Origin of the sequence: Massilia aerilata (genome assembly GCF_042656905.1) — a bacterium.
Taxonomy (GTDB): Bacteria; Pseudomonadota; Gammaproteobacteria; order Burkholderiales; family Burkholderiaceae_D; genus Telluria; species Telluria aerilata.
This window is the reverse complement of record NZ_JBHSMZ010000021.1, coordinates 1-19,037: the sequence shown is the minus strand read 5'-3', so window position 1 is coordinate 19,037 and position 19,037 is coordinate 1. Positions and strand designations below refer to the sequence as shown.

The following is a 19,037-nucleotide window of genomic DNA, read 5'->3' as shown; positions in this document are numbered from 1 at the left end:
TCAAGAATACTACTACTTCTACTACTACTTCAGATCATGCGATCAGAAGGTGTAACGCGCGCCCAGGTACAGGCGGCGCGGTTCGACCCAGCCGGTGCCTTCGCCAAACTTGAAGGCTGCGCTGCCGGCCACCAGGGACTGCACCGCATTCACCGACTGCTTGTCGAGCAGGTTGAACACGTCGACGAAGAACTCGATCTTCTGGCTGGCGGTCAGCTTGTAGACGTACTTCGCGCGGATGTCGAGGGTGTAGTACGACGGCGCGGTCTGGCTGCCGATGGCGCCCGGCAGGATGAAGGTATCGACCACGCCGCCGTTCAGGTACGGATCGCCCATTTCCGGCAGGTTGCGGCCGGAATTCAGGGCGGTACGGCTATACAGGATGCCGCTGTTCCAATTGAACACACCGCTCAGCTCCAGGCCATTGTCGAAGAAGTAGGCGCCATAGGCCTTGGCCTGGTGCTTGATGTTGCCGGGCTGCGGGCCGTAGGCATTCGGTGCGCGCGGATCCAGTGCAATCCAGTCACCCTGGAAGTCGGCGTTACTATCCGAGTTGGTGTTGCCCTTGGCCTGGTTGAAGGTGTACGAGCCGCCCGCCATCCAGTTGTCGCGCTTCGCCTTGCTGAAGCTGAGTTCGATACCCTGGTAGTCGCGCTTGCCGCCTGCGAGGGTACCGAGGACGTAGTTCGAATTCGGCTTCGACGAGTAGCCGAAGTAGGAATACGGCAGGTAGTAGGCGGAGCCGGGCGCCGCATAACCTTCAGGCGCGGTGGCGACGGTCAGGCTCGGGTCCGAATACAGGGTCAGGTCGTAGTCTTCCAGCACGTCGCGGGTACGGCGCTTGGTGTAGGTAGCCGATACGGTCCAGTCCTTGCCGATGTTCATCGCATAGCCGAGCATGAACTCGTCGGTGTACGGCGTCTTGGTCGACGGCGAGAACACCGCATCCGGGGTCTTGTCGCCGCCACGGGTACGGAAAGTCAGCCATTTGTCGCCGAGGAAGACCTGCTCTTCGAGCACCGGACCGGACAGGTTGCCGGCGAAGTCGGACATGTTGGTGCGGATCGGGTCGTAGTAACGGCCGAGGAAACCCCACACCTTGCTGCGGCCGTCGCCAACCGGGTCGTACACCACGCTCAGGCGCGGCGCCAGTTCCCACTTGAACTTGGCGGATTCGGCGCCTTTCGAATCCCTGTGCACCCACTCTTCGGCACGCACGCCTGCATTCACGGTCAATTGCTTGAGCGTCCAGGTATCCTGGAGGTAGGCCGCCTTGCCGGTGGCCTTCACGACGTAGGGCGCTGCCTGGGCTTCACGGCTGCGGTAGTTGTTCACCTGTCCGCCCGGGTTGCCGGTCGTGCTGCTGAACTTGTAGGCGCGGATCTCGGGGTCGGAAACGACACCATCCTTGTTGGAATCGAGCAGATTGACGAAGTAGGCCTTGTCCGGGCTGCCGTTGATGGCCGTGATGATGCGCGGAATATCGACAGCGCCCATCTGCCTCGAACCCGTCCAGCCACTACCGATGAACTGGGCAAAGGTGACGCCGGCATTGCCCGCCGCGATCGAGGTATAGGTCGCCTTCTCCGGGCCGCTCACGCGGGAGTCCCTGAAATACTCGTTTTCGGACTTCAGGAAGCCGGCCTTGAAGGTGTGGGTACCGGCCGAGGCGGTTTCGAGGAAATACTCGCCGCTGCCGCCGATTTCGTCACGGTTACGCGTCGAGATGACGTCCGAGCCGAATCCGCCCAGGCTGCTCTGTGCGATGCTCAGTGCAGGAATGCGGATCGCGCATGCAGTGCCCGCGCAATACACGACGTTGTTGGATGTCGTTTGGTCGGCCGCAAAATTCGACACCTCGCCTTCGTGGCGGAACGCATACGCATTCAGGCGCAGGTTCTCCATGTCGCGCGAGTACTCGACCTTGTAGTTGTTGCCGCCCTGCTTGGTGCTGCGGTCGCGGTTGTTGAGCGTCGACGGGGTCGTCGAACCGCTGATGGTGGTCGGGTCGTTGAAGAAGGACGCCGTGATGCGGTCGGCATCGGTCGGCTGCCAGGTGAGCTTCATGAAGCCCAGCTTGTCGTCGCGCTTGACCGTACGCATGAATTCGCCGGTGCCCGACTGGACCACGTCGGTGTCGCGGCCCTTTTTCTGGAACGAACCGAAGAACCACAGCTGGTCCTTGATGATCGGGCCGCCGAGCGTGACCGCCGAATCGTAGGTCGAGAAAGCCGAGGCGGTGTTGTGCTTGTTCTTCGCGACCAGCTTGTCGTTCTGGAAGTAGTAGTTGGCGGAGCCGTGGAACTCGTTACCGCCCGACTTGGTGATCACCTTCGACACCAGGCCCGTACCACCCGCGTACTCGGCCGGGATGCCGCCGGTCAGGATCTGCTGCTCCTGGATGATCTCGGAGTTGATGTTCGAACCGAAGGTACCGGTATTCGAGTCGGTGACGTCGACGCCGTCGAGGATGTAGACGTTGTCGGTCGAGGTACCGGTGGCGCCGCCGATGTCCGAGTAGTTGACGCCCGACTTCGAGGCCGGATTGCCGCCCGCGGAAGGTTTCACGCCCGGCACCAGCTGGAGGTAGCTCTGGTAGCTGCGGCCGGTCGGCAGCGCTTCCACGGTGGCCAGGTTCAGGATGGTGCCGACGGTGGCGGAGGTCGTGTCGACCTGTACCACGCGCGAGCCGGTCACGACCACGCGCTGGCCTTCGCCTGCGCCCGATGCAAGGGAGTAGGTCACACTGGGGTTCGCGCCGCTGACCACCGAGACGTCGGTCGCGTTGAAGGTCGAGAAGCCGGGGGCCACCACTTCGATCTTGTAGTCGGTTGCCGGGTCCAGGCCCGCAACGCGGACCGAGCCGTCAGCTTCGGTCACGGCGGTCTTGGTCACCCATAAAGCACATGCCGATGGCAACCGACACGGCGGACCGGCGCAGCGCGGTCATCTTCGACGTTTGTTTTACTGTGTGCAACATATCTCTCCCTTGAATCTTGAATGTGTTTTTTTGAATCAGAGCGATGCAACAAGCGAACAAGCAACTCACAAGCCTTCCCGGCAAACCAATCGTTTCTTTACAACTCTTTACAGGTGAAAAAAACCGTATCGGACCTTGCTTTCTTTTCCATTAGGAAAGCTCGGCTGGCAATAAGAACACTCTTAGCAAACTTGCGTCAAATGCAATTTTGCTAAGGGTGGCATACATACAACGTATGCATGAGATATGCACGAGATATGCATATCGAATTGACTGGACGAAAAAAAACGGCACCCGAAGGTGCCGTTCTCATTAGCCGTTGTTAGCGGCTAGAAGCTCAAGCTCGAGTAAAAATCACTCGCCGTCGCCGTGGTGCTGTTCCAGCGAAGCCGCAGCCTGCTGCTGGTCTTCCATCGCCTGCAGCTCGGCAGCCATGTTGGCCTTCTCCTGCTGCAGCAGCGCCTGACGCTCTTCCGCTTCCCACGCTTCTTTCTCTTTGCGTGCGCGGTGGAAGGCCAGACCGGTACCGCCAGGGATCAGGCGGCCGACGATGACGTTTTCCTTCAGGCCGCGCAGACCATCGCGCTTGCCCATGATCGCCGCTTCGGTCAGCACGCGGGTGGTTTCCTGGAACGATGCGGCCGAGATGAACGAGTCGGTCGAAATAAACCCTGTATGTCAACGAGCAATATTTCACGTTGCTATCACTGACATGCGGCAGGTACACTCCAGATACCTATATTTAACCCAAAGCGGCAGGGAAGCATATGTTAACCCATCTACACGTAGAAAATTTTAAAGCTTGGAAGAACCTCGACATTGAGTTCGGGCGTGTCGTAGGATTATTTGGAACGAATAGCTCCGGGAAAAGCAGCTTGCTTCAGTTCTTGCTAATGCTGAAGCAAACCAAGAACGCGACTGATCGTGGCATCGTCCTTGATTTCGGTGGGCCTGCGCAGTTAGTAAATCTTGGAAGTTACAAGGACGTTATTCATGCGCATAAAACCGAGGAAAGCCTCAAGTGGTGCCTTAACTGGACACTTCCTCAAAAAACTAGCATATCGGACCCGACAAAGAAGCGGACAGATGTACTTGCAACTGATTCTAGCTTATCGATCGAATCTGTTGCACACACTCATCAACAGGCCAATCTGCTTTTCTCCGATTCTCTTAAGTACGGCTTCGGAGGGTACACATTTTCGATTGCACCAAAAAAATCTGGCAGTACAGAATTTCAATTAAACTCGACAGAGCCAGCAGACTCGGATTTTCGCTTCGTGAGAAACAAACAGCGAGCATGGGCACTTCCGGGACCAATTAAAACGCATCTGTTCCCGGATCAAGCAAAGACTTATTACCAAAACGCCGAATTTCTCAGTCTATTTGAATCAGAGTATGAATCCATGATGGATTCTATTTACTATCTCGGCCCACTGCGCGAGTATCCTAAAAGAGAATATCCATGGTCGGGCACAAGTCCCTTAGATGTAGGTCTACGAGGAGAACGGACCATCGAAGCAATTTTATCAGCAACCGCACGCAAAGAAACCAGAAATCTACGATATCGTTCGCCACATAAACCTTTCCAAGAGATGATAGCGTATTGGCTTAAAGAACTTCGCCTGATTCATGAATTCAAAATTGAAGAAATTGGATCCGGTGCGAACCTGTACAGAGCAATGGTTAAGCGAGACAGCAAAAGTGCTCAAGCATTGTTAACTGATGTGGGCTTCGGTGTTTCACAAGTTCTGCCCGCATTAGTATTGCTATATTATGTTCCTGAAGGAAGTACAATCCTTATGGAACAGCCAGAGATACATTTACATCCATCCGTACAAAGTGGGCTTGCAGACGCAATTCTAACAGTCGCCAAATCTCGAAATCTCCAAGTAATCATTGAAAGTCATAGCGAACATTTATTACGACGATTCCAGCGACGAGTTGCAGACAAATCTTATCCCGCAGCAGATATGAGACTTTATTTTTGCGACAGCAGTGATGGAAAGTCAAAACTATGTGATCTAGACATTGATATGTTCGGCGAAATCAAAAATTGGCCTCAGGATTTCTTCGGCGATGAAATGACAGAAATTGCAGAAACACGCAAGGAGATTATCAAAAGAAAAATGGAGGTCGCGGCGCAATGAAAGTGATTGTGGATACAAACGTCGCAATTTCTGCTAATGGAAGAGATACACACGCCAGCTTACAATGCCAATTGAATTGTATCGAATTTCTTCAAAGTTTAGTTTCTTTTTCGTCTAAAGCGAAAACTGCCGTTGATGCTGGAGGGGTAATTTTGGAAGAGTATAGTAAATATCTCTTCCATCGTGGAGCTCCAGGGGTTGGAGACCAGTTTTTTAAATATTTACACGATAATATGTACTCTGGCACGAGAGTTATCGTTGGCACAATTACACCGATTGATGACGATAATCGTGGCTTTGAAGAACTTCCAAAAAATCAGTTAGACAAAAGTGATAGAAAATTTGCCGCACTAGCCGTGGTAACAGGTGCCGACATATACAATGCTTTAGACACAGATTGGCAGGAGGCAAAAGCTCTGTTTGATCAAACGAACATCACAATCAAACAGCTCTGCCCAGACCACTGTCCCGCCTAAATGATAGAAAGACGAACCTCACACAAAAAATATTTCGCGATGAAAACCTATTTTCCGTTTAGGAAAATTATTTCCTCAACCAAAATAGAAGCCGAAAACTTATTTATTCATCCAATAGTCGCGCCCCTTCGGCAAAACTTCCTCGCCTATTATTTTTTGATGTAAATTTTGAATTTTTTTTATCGCAATTAAACGAACATGCTCAACAAGTTCAATTAGAGTTATATCTCCCGGAACAGGTAGCGCCATGTCTGGCTGGAATAATTCCGTATATAATTTTGGCGCAAGAGGGCGCTTTATTTTTATAGGAAAAACCAACGCTATTTCCACATATTCAAGACGTTCGGCCCCGCTATGCGCCGCAAAATTATGCCGAAATCGGATGCACCGATCGTGCGCTGCATGGAATGATGTCGTCAATTGAGCACGCTCGAGCTTTACTGGTCTGCCCTCGCACTTCGAAAAACATTTACCGTAGAACGTGAGCGCTGCAACAAAAAGACCTTTTACGATATTGTAAGTGTCTCGATCAGGTGATTTCCAAGCTCGCGCGCCTTTTGGCAGAGGCCATTTCGCTTGTAACTTTTCAATCTCGGAAAGCCAAACGATAACACTGCGCAAATCTTTTTCTATTAACGTATATCCGGCAAGTTGATCGCAAAGTCGACTGCGCAGCAGGATTCGCCGACATGGCTTCTTTTTATATGTGTAAAGCCGATGCACTTTGCCAGAGTAGGGCTCTACAATCTCCTTCACTGCATAGTCGTCTTGCATTCTATTCCTCAATGAAAATTCAATTTATCTAGAAGTTCTTACTAAGTAGTATATTTATATAAGAGAAATTTAAAAAAAACGGCACCCGAAGGTGCCGTTCTCATCAGCCGTTGTTAGCGGCTAGAAGCTCAAGCTCGAGTAAAAATCACTCGCCGTCGCCGTGGTGCTGTTCGATCGAAGCCGCAGCATTCTGCTGGTCTTCCATCGCCTGCAGCTCGGCGGCCATGTTGGCCTTTTCCTGCTGCAGCAGCTGCTGGCGCTCTTCCGCTTCCCACGCCTCTTTCTCTTTGCGTGCGCGGTGGAAGGCCAGGCCGGTACCGCCAGGGATCAGGCGGCCGACGATGACGTTTTCCTTCAGGCCGCGCAGACCATCGCGCTTGCCCATGATTGCCGCTTCGGTCAGCACGCGGGTGGTTTCCTGGAACGATGCGGCCGAGATGAACGAGTCGGTCGACAGCGATGCCTTGGTAATACCCAGCAGCACGTTTTCGTAGGTCGCCGGCAGCTTGTTCGCTGCGTTCACGCGGTCGTTCTCTTCCAGCAGTTCCGAACGCTCGACCTGCTCGCCGACGATGTAGTCGGTGTCGCCGGCTTCGACGATCTGGACACGGCGCAGCATCTGGCGAACGATCACCTCGATGTGCTTGTCGTTGATCTTCACGCCCTGCAGACGGTACACGTCCTGCACTTCGTCGACGATGTAGCGGGCCAGCGCTTCGATACCCAGCAGGCGCAGGATGTCTTGCGGATCGGCCGGGCCGTCCACGATCATCTCGCCCTTGTTCACCACCTGGCCGTCGTGCACCAGCACTTGCTTGTCCTTGGTAATCAGGAACTCGTGCTTGTTGCCGTCCATGTCGGTGATTTCCAGGCGCTGCTTGCCCTTGGTTTCCTTACCGAAGGCGACCGTACCGGTGACTTCCGCCAGCATGCCGGCATCTTTCGGCGAACGGGCTTCGAACAGCTCGGCAACGCGCGGCAGACCACCGGTAATGTCACGGGTCTTCTGCGACTCGGTCGGGATACGTGCAAGCACTTCACCCACCGACGCCTGCTGGCCGTCCTTCACCATGATCAGCGCGCCGACCTGGAAGCCGATCGTCACGGCGTGCTCGGTGCCGGCGATCTTGACTTCCTGGCCTTCTTCGTTCAGCAGCTTGACCTGCGGACGCAGGGTCTTGCCCGAACCGCGGCGCTTCGGATCGATCGCCACCAGGGTCGACAGGCCGGTCACTTCGTCCACCTGGCGAGCGACGGTGACGCCCTCTTCCACGTTTTCGAACTTGATCGTGCCGCCGTATTCCGTGATGATCGGACGGGTCAGCGGATCCCAGGTTGCCAGCGCCACGCCGGCCTTCACCATCATGCCGTCATGGACGGTCAGGGTCGCGCCGTACGGCACCTTGTGACGCTCGCGCTCACGGCCGTGGTCGTCGGTGATCAGCACTTCGCCCGAACGGGAAATGACGATCTGCGCGCCCTTGCCGTTGGTGACGTAACGCATGGTCGCGGTGAAGCGGACCGTACCGTTCGACTTGGCTTCGACCGACGATGCCACCGCTGCACGCGATGCCGCACCACCGATGTGGAAGGTACGCATGGTCAGCTGGGTACCCGGCTCACCGATCGACTGTGCCGCCACCACGCCGACTGCTTCGCCGGAGTTGACCAGCATGCCGCGGCCCAGGTCACGGCCGTAGCACTTCGCGCACAGGCCATAGCGGGTGTCGCAGTTCAGCGGGGTGCGGACCTTGACTTCGTCGATACCGACGCGCTCGATCTCTTCCACCATGTCTTCGTCCAGCAGGGTGCCGGCTTCGAACAGGGTCTCTTGCGTTTCCGGATTGACGATGTCGGTGCCTGCGACACGGCCGAGGATACGGTCGCGCAGCGGCTCGATCACTTCACCGCCTTCGACCATCGCCTTCATGTGCGTGCCGTTGGTGGTGCCGCAATCGTCCTCGATCACCACCAGGTCCTGGGTCACGTCGACCAGGCGGCGGGTCAGGTAACCCGAGTTCGCGGTCTTCAGCGCGGTGTCGGCCAGACCCTTACGGGCGCCGTGCGTCGAGATGAAGTACTGCAGAACGTTCAGGCCTTCGCGGAAGTTCGCGGTAATCGGCGTTTCGATAATCGAACCGTCCGGCTTCGCCATCAGGCCTCGCATACCGGCCAGCTGGCGGATCTGGGCTGCCGAACCGCGGGCGCCCGAGTCGGCCATCATGTAAATCGCGTTGAACGATTCCTGGGTGCCGTGGGTGCCGTCGCGCTTGACGACCGGTTCCACTTTCAGCTGGTCCATCATCGCCTTGCCGACTTCGTCCGAGGTCTTGCCCCAGATGTCGACGACCTTGTTGTAACGCTCGCCGGCGGTGACCAGACCCGAAGCGTACTGCTGCTCGATCTGCTTCACTTCCGCTTCGGCGGTCGCGATCATGGTCTTCTTGACGTCCGGGATCAGCATGTCGTCCACGGCGATCGAGATACCGGCGCGGGTCGCCAGGCGGAAGCCCGACTGCATCAGCTTGTCGGCAAACACGACGGTGGCACGCAGGCCGCACTTGCGGAACGAGGTGTTGATCAGCTTCGAGATTTCCTTCTTCTTCAGCGCGCGGTTCAGCACCGAGAACGGCAGGCCTTTCGGCAGGATCTCGGACAGGATCGCACGGCCGACCGTGGTCTCGTAGCGGGTCAGGGTCTGGTCGAAGCCGCCCTGCTCGTTCTTCGGGAACTCGACGATACGCACGGTGATGCGGGTCGCCAGCTCGACTTCCTTGTTGTCGTACGCGCGGATGACTTCCGACACGTCCGGGAACAGCATGCCTTCGCCCTTGGCGTTGATCGCTTCGCGGGTCGCGTAGTACAGACCCAGCACGATATCCTGCGACGGGACGATCGACGGCTCGCCGTTCGACGGGAACAGGATGTTGTTCGAAGCCAGCATCAGGGTGCGGGCTTCCATCTGCGCTTCGATCGACAGCGGGACGTGGACTGCCATCTGGTCACCGTCGAAGTCGGCGTTGAACGCCGCGCAGACCAGCGGGTGCAGCTGGATCGCTTTGCCTTCGATCAGCACCGGCTCGAACGCCTGGATACCCAGACGGTGCAGGGTCGGCGCACGGTTCAGCATGACCGGGTGTTCCTTGATGACTTCTTCCAGGATGTCCCACACGACCGGCTCTTGCTGCTCGACCAGTTTCTTCGCCGCCTTGATGGTGGTCGCGAGACCCATCAGTTCCAGCTTGTTGAAGATAAATGGTTTAAACAGCTCGAGGGCCATCAGCTTCGGCAGGCCGCACTGGTGCAGTTTCAGCTGCGGACCCACCACGATGACCGAACGGCCCGAGTAGTCGACGCGCTTGCCCAGCAGGTTCTGACGGAAACGGCCGCCCTTACCCTTGATCATTTCAGCCAGCGACTTCAGCGGACGCTTGTTGGCGCCGGTCATCGCTTTGCCGCGACGGCCGTTGTCCAGCAGCGAGTCCACTGCTTCCTGCAGCATGCGCTTCTCGTTACGCGTAATGATTTCCGGCGCGCGCAGTTCCATCAGGCGCTTCAGGCGGTTATTACGGTTGATGACGCGGCGGTACAGGTCGTTCAGGTCGGAGGTCGCGAAACGGCCGCCGTCCAGCGGGACGAGCGGACGCAGCTCCGGCGGCAGGACCGGGAGCACTTCCATGATCATCCACTCGGGCTTGATGCCCGAACGCTGGAATGCCTCGAGCACTTTCAGGCGCTTGGCGTATTTCTTGATCTTCGCTTCGGACTTCGACTCTTTCAGTTCGACGCGCAGCGCTTCGGCTTCGCGGTCGATGTCGATCGAGCGCAGCAGTTCACGGATGCCTTCGGCGCCCATGAATGCGGTGAAGTCGTCGCCGTACTCTTCGTACTTGGCGGCGTAGTCGTCTTCCGACATGATCTGGCACTTCTTCAGCGGGGTCATGCCCGGATCGGTCACGACGTATGCTTCGAAGTACAGAACGCGTTCGATATCGCGCAGGGTCATGTCCAGGACCATGCCCAGACGCGACGGCAGCGATTTCAGGAACCAGATGTGGGCGACCGGCGAAGCCAGCTCGATGTGGCCCATGCGCTCACGGCGCACCTTGGCCAGGGTGACTTCGACGCCGCACTTCTCGCAGATCACGCCGCGGTGCTTCAGGCGCTTGTACTTGCCGCACAGGCATTCGTAGTCCTTGATCGGGCCAAAGATCTTGGCGCAGAACAGGCCGTCACGCTCCGGCTTGAAGGTACGGTAGTTGATGGTCTCCGGCTTCTTGACTTCGCCGTAGGACCACGAACGGATTTTCTCGGGCGACGCCAGGCCAATCTTGATGGCGTCGAAGCTCTCGTTTTGCTGAACTTGCTTGAATAGATCGAGCAGTGCTTTCATTTATCACTCCGGGTGATTGAATTCTTTACTTCGTCGTCATTCCCGCGAAGGCGGGAATCCAAGTTTTTTAATACGCCGCAAACTTGGACCCCCGCCTGCGCGGGGGCGACGGGGGTACTGGCTCTTAATTACGCTCGAGATCGATGTCGATACCCAGCGAACGAATCTCTTTCACCAGCACGTTGAACGACTCCGGCATACCCGCGTCGATCACGTGGTCGCCTTTGACCAGGTTCTCGTACACCTTGGTACGGCCGTTCACGTCATCCGACTTCACGGTCAGCATTTCCTGCAGCACGTACGAGGCGCCGTAGGCTTCCAGTGCCCACACCTCCATCTCACCGAAGCGCTGGCCGCCGAACTGGGCTTTACCACCCAGCGGCTGCTGCGTCACCAGCGAGTACGGGCCGGTCGAACGGGCGTGCATCTTGTCGTCGACCAGGTGGTGCAGCTTCAGCATGTGCATGAAGCCGACGGTGACCTTGCGCTCGAACGCTTCGCCGGTGCGGCCGTCGTACATCGTGACCTGGTTCTTCGACGGGGTCATGCCCAGGTGGGCCGCGATCTCGTCAGGGAAAGCCAGGTCCAGCATGCGGCGGATTTCGCTTTCGTGCGCACCGTCGAACACCGGGGTCGCGAACGGCACGCCGTTCTTGAGGTTGTTCGCCAGTTCGACGATCTCTTCATCGCTGAAGCTGTCCAGGTCTTCCGACTTGCCGGTCTCGTTGTAGATCTTGCCCAGGAAGGCGCGCAGTTGCTCGGTCTGTGCCTTGGCCTTGATCATTTCGCCGAGACGCAGGCCCAGACCTTTAGCGGCCCAGCCCAGGTGGGTTTCGAGGATCTGGCCGACGTTCATACGCGACGGCACGCCCAGCGGGTTCAGCACGACGTCGGCCGGGGTACCATCGGCCATGAACGGCATGTCTTCGACCGGCACGATACGCGAGACCACACCCTTGTTACCGTGGCGGCCCGCCATCTTGTCGCCCGACTGCAGGCGGCGCTTGACGGCCAGGTAGACCTTGACCATCTTCTGCACGCCAGGCTGCAGCTCGTCGCCCTGGGTCAGCTTCTTGCGCTTCTCTTCGAAGGCCAGGTCGAACTGGTGGCGCTTCTCGTTGATCGACTCCTTCATCGCCTCCAGTGCGTTGGCGGTTTCGTCGTCGGCCGGACGGATGTCGAACCAGTGGAACTTGTCGAGGTCAGCCAGGTATTCCTTGGTGATGACCGCGCCTTTGTTCAGCTTCTTCGGACCGCCGTTGACGGTCTTGTTGACCAGCAGGCGTTCCAGACGCTGGAAGGCGTCGCCTTCGACGATGCGCAGCTGGTCGTTCAGGTCCAGGCGGAAGCGCTTCAGCTCGTCGTCGATGATCTGCTGGGCGCGCTTGTCGCGGACGATGCCTTCACGGGTGAAGACCTGCACGTCGATCACGGTACCGACCATGCCCGACGGCACGCGCAGCGAGGTGTCCTTCACGTCGGACGCCTTTTCGCCGAAGATCGCGCGCAGCAGCTTCTCTTCCGGGGTCAGCTGGGTTTCGCCTTTCGGGGTCACCTTACCGACCAGCACGTCGCCGGCCTGCACTTCGGCGCCGATGTAGACGATGCCGGATTCATCCAGACGGGCCAGCTGGTTCTCAGCCAGGTTCGAGATGTCGCGGGTGATTTCTTCAGGGCCCAGCTTGGTGTCGCGGGCAACCACCGACAGTTCCTCGATGTGGATCGAGGTGTAGCGGTCGTCCTTGACGACGTTCTCCGAGATCAGGATCGAGTCCTCGAAGTTCAGGCCGTTCCACGGCATGAACGCCACCAGCATGTTCTGGCCCAGTGCCAGCTCGCCCAGGTCGGTCGAGGCGCCGTCGGCGATGACGTCGCCGCGTGCCACGCGATCGCCCACTTTCACGATCGGACGCTGGTTGATGTTGGTGTTCTGGTTCGAACGGGTGTACTTGATCAGGTTGTAGATGTCCACACCGACTTCGCCGGCTTGCGCCTCGTCGTCGTTCACGCGGATCACCACGCGGCCGGCGTCGACGTAGTCAACGAGACCGCCACGGGTCGCCTGCACGGTGGTGCCCGAGTCGACCGCCACGGTGCGCTCGATGCCGGTACCGACGAAGGCTTTTTCCGGACGCAGGCAAGGCACGGCCTGGCGCTGCATGTTGGCGCCCATCAGTGCACGGTTCGCGTCATCGTGCTCGAGGAACGGGATCAGCGAAGCTGCCACCGACACGACCTGGCCCGGGGCCACGTCCATGTACTGGATGCGTTCCGGCGAGACCAGGATGGTTTCGCCGGCTTCACGTGCCGACACCAGCTCGTCGCTCAGGGTGCCTTCGCTGCTGATCGTCGCGTTCGCCTGGGCGATGATGTAGCGGCCTTCTTCGATCGCCGACAGGTATTCGATCTTGTCGGTGACTTTCGAACCGTCGACCTTGCGGTACGGGGTTTCCAGGAAGCCGTATTCGTTCAGGCGGGCGTACAGTGCCAGCGAGTTGATCAGGCCGATGTTCGGGCCTTCAGGCGTTTCGATCGGGCACACGCGGCCGTAGTGGGTCGGGTGCACGTCGCGGACTTCGAAGCCGGCGCGTTCGCGGGTCAGGCCGCCCGGGCCCAGTGCGGAAACACGGCGCTTGTGCGTGATTTCCGACAGCGGGTTGGTCTGGTCCATGAACTGCGACAGCTGCGACGAACCGAAGAACTCGCGGATTGCTGCCGAGATCGGCTTCGAGTTGATCAGGTCGTGCGGCATCAGGTTGTCGGCTTCGGCCTGGCCCAGACGCTCCTTGACGGCGCGCTCGACGCGGACGAGACCGGCGCGGAACTGGTTTTCGGCCAGCTCGCCCACGCAACGCACGCGGCGGTTGCCCAGGTGGTCGATGTCGTCGACTTCGCCGCGGCCATTGCGCAGCTCGACCAGGATCTTGATCACGGCCAGGATGTCTTCGTTCGACATGGTCATGTCGCCGACCAGTTCGTCACGGCCGATGCGGCGGTTGAACTTCATGCGGCCGACAGCCGACAGGTCGTAACGTTCCGGGCTGTAGAACAGGCCGTTGAACAGCGCTTCCACCGATTCTTCGGTCGGCGGTTCGCCAGGACGCATCATGCGGTAGATCGCCACGCGCGCGGCGGTCTGGTCGGCGGTGTCGTCGGTGCGCAGGGTCTGCGAGATGTAGCCGCCCTGGTCCAGGTCGTTGGTGTACAGGGTCTGGATCGCCGAGATGTTGGCGTCGCGCAGCTTGCCCAGCAGCTCGTCGGTCAGCTCGTCGTTGGCGCTGGCGATGATCTCGCCGGTGTCGCCGTCGACCACGTTGGTGGCCAGCACGCGGCCGACCAGGTAGTCTTCCGGCACCGAGATATAGGTGATGCCGGCGGCGTCGATGTCACGCACGTGCTTGGCGTTGATGCGCTTGTCCTTCTGCACCAGGGTCTTGCCCGACTTCGGATCGACGATGTCGAAGCGCGCGACTTCGCCGCGCAGGCGCTCGGCCACGAATTCCAGTTCCGCGCCTTCCGAACGCAGGTTGAAATTGTCGAACACGAAGAAGTTGGCGAGGATCTGCTCCGGCGTCATGCCGATGGCTTTCAGCAGGATCGTCACCGGCATCTTGCGGCGGCGGTCGACACGGAAGAACAGGATGTCCTTCGGATCGAATTCGAAGTCCAGCCACGAGCCGCGGTAAGGAATGATACGTGCCGAGAACAGCAGCTTGCCCGAGGAGTGGGTCTTGCCGCGGTCGTGCTCGAAGAACACGCCCGGCGAGCGGTGCAGCTGCGAGACGATCACGCGCTCGGTGCCGTTGATGACGAACGAGCCATTGGCGGTCATGAGCGGCAGTTCGCCCATGTACACTTCCTGTTCCTTCATTTCCTTCACGACCGGCTTGGTCGGCGATTCCTTGTCCAGGATCACCAGACGCACTTTCGCGCGCAGCGGCGACGCGAAGGTCAGGCCGCGTTGCTGGCATTCCTTGACGTCGAAAGCGGGGTCACCCAGCACGTAAGAGAGGAATTCGAGACGCGCAAAACCATTGTGCGACACGATCGGGAAGATTGAGGAGAAAGCCGACTGCAGGCCTTCGTTCTTGCGCACGGACGGCGCTGCGTCCGCTTGCAGGAAATTCTCGTAGGACTCCAGCTGCGTGGCCAGGAGATAGGGAACGTTGTGAACGTTGGCGCGCTTCGCGAACGACTTGCGAATGCGTTTCTTCTCAGTAAATGAGTAGTGCATGGACACTCCGTGAGTGACAGAAAGGGATGAGACTTCAGGGATTGCCAGTGGTGAGACCACCACATGCAAGACCTCAAAACTCGCCACGTTCGGCCAGGTAATAAAAGACGCCGTACTGCTGTGTTACGATTACTTCCGAACTGCTGGTGCTACTTTTTACTGCAGGGGTCCCGCATGTTTGTCGTAGGGACGACAAAAGAGCCAAAGCCGCATACCCCACCTTCCGGCGGGGATCTGCAAGCTTTGACTCCGGCTTTGGGCGCCGTCGCCGGCGCCCATTGCGTATGTATTACTTGAGCTCGGCCTTGGCGCCAGCTTCTTCCAGCTTCTTCTTGGCGGCTTCAGCGTCAGCTTTCGGCAGGGCTTCCTTGACGGTCTTCGGTGCGCCGTCGACCACGTCCTTGGCTTCCTTCAGGCCCAGGCCGGTGATTTCGCGGACAGCCTTGATGACGCCGACCTTGTTCGCGCCGACTTCGGTCAGCACGACGTTGAATTCGGTCTGCTCTTCAACAGCAGCAGCAGCAGCGCCGCCGCCAGCTGCCGGTGCCGACATTGCAGCTGCCGACACGCCGAACTTCTCTTCGAAAGCCTTGACCAGGTCGTTCAGTTCCATGACCGACATTGCGCCAACTGCGTCCAGGAACTCTTCTTTGCTAATTGCCATTTGAAACTCCAAATATTTAGTGTGTGATTAGTACTTGAGCAAAAAGGCCAGGGCTTATTCAGCCGCTGCCGGTTCCGCTGCGGCTTCTTCAGCCGGTGCGGCGCCTTCGCCTTTTTGTGCTGCCACGGCAGCCAGAACTCGTGCAAAGCCGGAAACCGGAGCCTGCATGACGCCCAGCAGCTGGGCGATGAGGACTTCACGGCTCGGGATGCTTGCCAGCGCGTTGACGCCAGCGACATCCAGATTCTTACCAGCGTAGTTACCACCCTTGACCTTGAGCTTGTCGTTGGTCTTGGAGAAGTCGCTGATGACCTTGGCGGCAGCCACGGCGTCGTCCGAGATCGAGTAGATCAGCGGACCGACCATGCTGTCGGCCAGAGGTGCGAACTGGGTGCCTTCCACAGCGCGACGTGCCAGCGTGTTCTTCAGAACACGCAGGTACACACCCTGCGAACGAGCATTTGCACGGAGTTTCGTCAGAGCACTAACCTGGATGCCACGGTACTCGGCGACGACGATGGTTTGCGCGGTTGCTACTTTTGCGCTAACTTCTTCGACGACGACCTTTTTGTCATTCAGATTAAGACCCACGGTCAATCTCCTTAAATGATGTGAGGGACATCCCCCGCATCGGTTCGAACACGGCGTCCGAAGTTAAGAAGTACGACATAGCATCGACTACAAAACTTGTTCGGGTTCGCCATCTGCGTTGGGTGATCTATTAACCTCCGGCTCGACTTCTGCTTTCGGCCCAACGGTCTTTGATTGCCTGGCAGCTCGCGCTGCCAGCCCAAAGATCTGCCCTACGGTAATTTGTAGGGACTAAATTCTTGCTGATTAGGCAGCCAGGGTACCCTGGTCGACACGGACGCCGGCGCCCATGGTCGACGACAGAGCGACCTTGCGCAGGTAGATACCCTTCGACGAAGCCGGCTTGGCTTTGTTCAGGGCGTCGATCAGCGCGACCAGGTTGCTCTTCAGCTGCTCGTCCGAGAAGGACTTGCGGCCGATGGTAGCGTGGATGATACCTGCCTTGTCGGTACGGTACTGGACCTGACCGGCCTTGGCGTTCTTGACGGCGGTAGCGACGTCCGGGGTCACGGTGCCGACCTTCGGGTTCGGCATCAGGCCGCGCGGGCCCAGGATCTGACCCAGGGTACCGACGATACGCATGGTGTCCGGCGAAGCGATCACGATGTCGAAAGGCATGTTGCCGGCTTTAACCATCTCAGCCAGGTCTTCCATGCCGACGATGTCGGCGCCGGCGGCTTTCGCCTGCTCGGCCTTGTCGCCCTGGGCGAACACGGCGACGCGGACGGTCTTGCCGGTACCAGCCGGCAGAACCACGGAACCGCGGACGACCTGGTCCGACTTCTTCGGATCCACGCCCAGCTGGACGGCGACGTCGATCGACTCGTCGAACTTGGCGGTCGCGAATTCCTTGATGATCGAAACGGCGTTGTCGAAAGCGTAGACCTTGTTACGATCCACTTTGGCTTTCATTTCTTTGACGCGCTTGGACAGCTTAGCCATTTAGATACCCTCCACCGTGATGCCCATCGAACGTGCCGAGCCGGCGATGATGCGCACGGCAGCATCCATATCGGCAGCGGTCAGGTCCGGCTGTTTGGTTTTTGCGATTTCTTCAGCCTGGGCACGGGTCAGCGTGCCGACCTTGTCGGTATGCGGCTTCGGCGAACCCTTGGTGATGCCAGCGGCTTTCTTGATCAGGTAGGTTGCCGGCGGGGTCTTCATCTCGAAGGTGAAGGACTTGTCCGCGAAGGCAGTGATCACCACCGGAATCGGCATGCCCGGCTCGACGCCTTGGGTACGGGCGTTGAACGCCTTGCAGAATTCCATGATGTTCAGACCGCGCTGGCCGAGGGCCGGGCCGATCGGAGGGGACGGGTTTGCTTTACCAGCCGGCACTTGCAGCTTGATAAAACCGATGATTTTCTTTGCCATGATGGCTCCTAATCTCTCGATTGAGTGGTAGCGCTCCACCTGTACCACTTATCAGGCGGAGCTCCTCTTATCGGATTCCGCCTTGCTGCTGCGACGCTCCGATTCGGCGTTTTAGACTTTCTCTACCTGCCCGAACTCCAGTTCCACCGGAGTTGCGCGGCCGAAGATGGTGACAGTGACACGCACCTTCGATTTTTCGTAGTTGACTTCCTCGACGTTGCCGTTGAAGTCGGTGAACGGGCCTTCCTTGATCCGCACCTGCTCGCCCACTTCGTACAGCACTTTCGGGCGGGGCTTTTCGACGCCTTCCTGCACCTGCTGCATGATCTTGTCGATTTCGCGGGCCGGGATCGGGGTCGGCTTGTTGCTCTTGCCGCCGATGAAGCCGGTGACTTTCGGCGTGTTCTTCACGAGGTGCCAGGACTCGTCGGTCATTTCCATCTCGACCAGCACATAACCCGGGAAGAAGCGGCGCTCGGATACCGACTTGGTGCCGTTCTTGACCTCGACCACTTCTTCGGTCGGGACCAGGATCTGGCCGAACTGCTCTTGCATGCCGCCGCGCTCGATGCGCTCCAGCAGGCCGCGCATGACGCTCTTTTCCATGCCGGAGTAGACATGCACGACGTACCAGCGCTTGTTGCTGACCGGAGTACTCAGCGGCGCACCAGCGTCTTGTGCCGGAGCATCGCCCGGCACGTCATCTTGCTGCACGTTATCGCTCATTATTGTTTCCACCCCAGGATCACGTCGTACATCAGGAACTCAAGAATCTTATCCGTGCCCCACAGGAAAATCGCCATCACGAGGACAAAACCGAAAACCACCATGGTGATCTGGGTTGCCTCTTTACGGGTCGGCCAGACTACCTTCTTCGTCTCACGCACGGACTCTTTGGCGAAGCCCAGGAAGTCACGGCCGGTAGCGGAAGTCCACAACAGCAGGACGGCAACGACCAAACCAGCCACGAGTGCGCCTGCGCACACCAGAGCTGGTTTGTTCTGGCTTTTCAGAATGAAAAAGCCAACCACGCCTGCAATCGTAGCAACCACTGCCAGCGCTACCTTGAACTTGTCATTCGAGGTGCTGACGGTTTGCACGGATTGATTAGACATACTTAATTTACTTTCGGGTGCTGGGCACCGAATTCGGTGGCAGGGGAGGAGGGAATCGAACCCGCGACCTTCGGTTTTGGAGACCGACGCTCTGCCAATTGAGCTACTCCCCTACATAAACTTCTAGCTGAATCGAGCATTATACGCGGTGCGCTTGCACCGCGCAATACTCTGTTGTTGGGAGGAACAGAATCGTTCCTCCCGAGGGTGCTGCTTGTTACTTAGGCGATGATCTTGGCAACCACGCCGGCGCCGACGGTACGGCCGCCTTCGCGGATTGCGAAGCGCA

Annotated in this window: 13 protein-coding genes, 1 tRNA gene and 1 pseudogene; 2 read left to right on the top strand and 13 right to left on the bottom strand. The window is 58.2% G+C overall.

Annotated elements, in window-relative coordinates; genetic code table 11:
• Positions 1 to 42: 42 nt before the first annotated feature.
• Both ACFPO9_RS22705 and ACFPO9_RS22700 read right to left on the bottom strand, forming a co-directional pair.
• Positions 43 to 2,880, bottom strand: coding sequence for an outer membrane beta-barrel protein (locus ACFPO9_RS22705; RefSeq protein ID WP_379775290.1), 2,838 nt, complete (start codon positions 2,878 to 2,880; stop codon positions 43 to 45).
• 454 nt (positions 2,881 to 3,334) lie between these two features.
• A pseudogene (locus ACFPO9_RS22700) lies at positions 3,335 to 3,646 on the bottom strand (hypothetical protein); the annotation flags it as partial.
• Between the two features lie 101 nt (positions 3,647 to 3,747).
• On the opposite strand from ACFPO9_RS22700, the gene ACFPO9_RS22695 reads away from it, so the two are divergent.
• Positions 3,748 to 5,127, top strand: coding sequence for a DUF3696 domain-containing protein (locus ACFPO9_RS22695; RefSeq protein WP_379775287.1), 1,380 nt, complete (start codon positions 3,748 to 3,750; stop codon positions 5,125 to 5,127).
• Entirely contained in the window at positions 5,124 to 5,603 is a 480-nt protein-coding gene (locus tag ACFPO9_RS22690; protein ID WP_379775284.1) for a hypothetical protein, read from the top strand. Before ACFPO9_RS22695 ends, ACFPO9_RS22690 begins: the two co-directional genes overlap by 4 nt.
• A 99-nt stretch (positions 5,604 to 5,702) precedes the next feature.
• Here ACFPO9_RS22690 and ACFPO9_RS22685 read toward each other — a convergent pair whose 3' ends face one another.
• The 11 genes from ACFPO9_RS22685 to ACFPO9_RS22635 all read right to left on the bottom strand — a co-directional run.
• Entirely contained in the window at positions 5,703 to 6,377 is a 675-nt protein-coding gene (locus tag ACFPO9_RS22685) for a hypothetical protein (RefSeq protein ID WP_379775282.1), read from the bottom strand.
• A 145-nt stretch (positions 6,378 to 6,522) separates the two neighbouring features.
• Complete coding sequence (gene rpoC, locus ACFPO9_RS22680) at positions 6,523 to 10,770, bottom strand: DNA-directed RNA polymerase subunit beta' (protein WP_379775280.1); 4,248 nt, start codon at positions 10,768 to 10,770, stop codon at positions 6,523 to 6,525.
• A gap of 124 nt (positions 10,771 to 10,894) precedes the next feature.
• Positions 10,895 to 15,004 (bottom strand): DNA-directed RNA polymerase subunit beta, encoded by a 4,110-nt coding sequence (gene rpoB / locus ACFPO9_RS22675; RefSeq protein WP_379775278.1) that lies wholly within the window; start codon positions 15,002 to 15,004, stop codon positions 10,895 to 10,897.
• A 289-nt stretch (positions 15,005 to 15,293) separates the two neighbouring features.
• Positions 15,294 to 15,668, bottom strand: coding sequence for a 50S ribosomal protein L7/L12 (rplL, locus tag ACFPO9_RS22670; protein ID WP_056439748.1), 375 nt, complete (start codon positions 15,666 to 15,668; stop codon positions 15,294 to 15,296).
• A gap of 54 nt (positions 15,669 to 15,722) precedes the next feature.
• Complete coding sequence (gene rplJ / locus ACFPO9_RS22665) at positions 15,723 to 16,259, bottom strand: 50S ribosomal protein L10 (RefSeq protein WP_379775276.1); 537 nt, start codon at positions 16,257 to 16,259, stop codon at positions 15,723 to 15,725.
• A gap of 246 nt (positions 16,260 to 16,505) precedes the next feature.
• A complete protein-coding gene (gene rplA / locus ACFPO9_RS22660; protein ID WP_230029708.1) occupies positions 16,506 to 17,201 on the bottom strand; it encodes a 50S ribosomal protein L1 in 696 nt (231 codons plus the stop codon).
• Positions 17,202 to 17,633, bottom strand: coding sequence for a 50S ribosomal protein L11 (gene rplK, locus ACFPO9_RS22655; protein ID WP_230029707.1), 432 nt, complete (start codon positions 17,631 to 17,633; stop codon positions 17,202 to 17,204).
• Between the two features lie 111 nt (positions 17,634 to 17,744).
• On the bottom strand, positions 17,745 to 18,359 hold the full coding sequence (nusG, locus tag ACFPO9_RS22650; protein WP_379775273.1) for a transcription termination/antitermination protein NusG: 615 nt from the start codon (positions 18,357 to 18,359) through the stop codon (positions 17,745 to 17,747).
• On the bottom strand, positions 18,359 to 18,748 hold the full coding sequence (gene secE / locus ACFPO9_RS22645) for a preprotein translocase subunit SecE (RefSeq protein ID WP_379775271.1): 390 nt from the start codon (positions 18,746 to 18,748) through the stop codon (positions 18,359 to 18,361). The genes nusG and secE overlap by 1 nt, the downstream gene beginning before the upstream one ends.
• 37 nt (positions 18,749 to 18,785) lie before the next feature.
• Positions 18,786 to 18,861: transfer RNA gene (locus tag ACFPO9_RS22640), tRNA-Trp, on the bottom strand.
• A 108-nt stretch (positions 18,862 to 18,969) separates the two neighbouring features.
• Positions 18,970 to 19,037, bottom strand: a 68-nt coding sequence (locus ACFPO9_RS22635; protein WP_199734358.1) for an EF-Tu C-terminal domain-related protein, incomplete at its 5' end; no start/stop codon positions are given.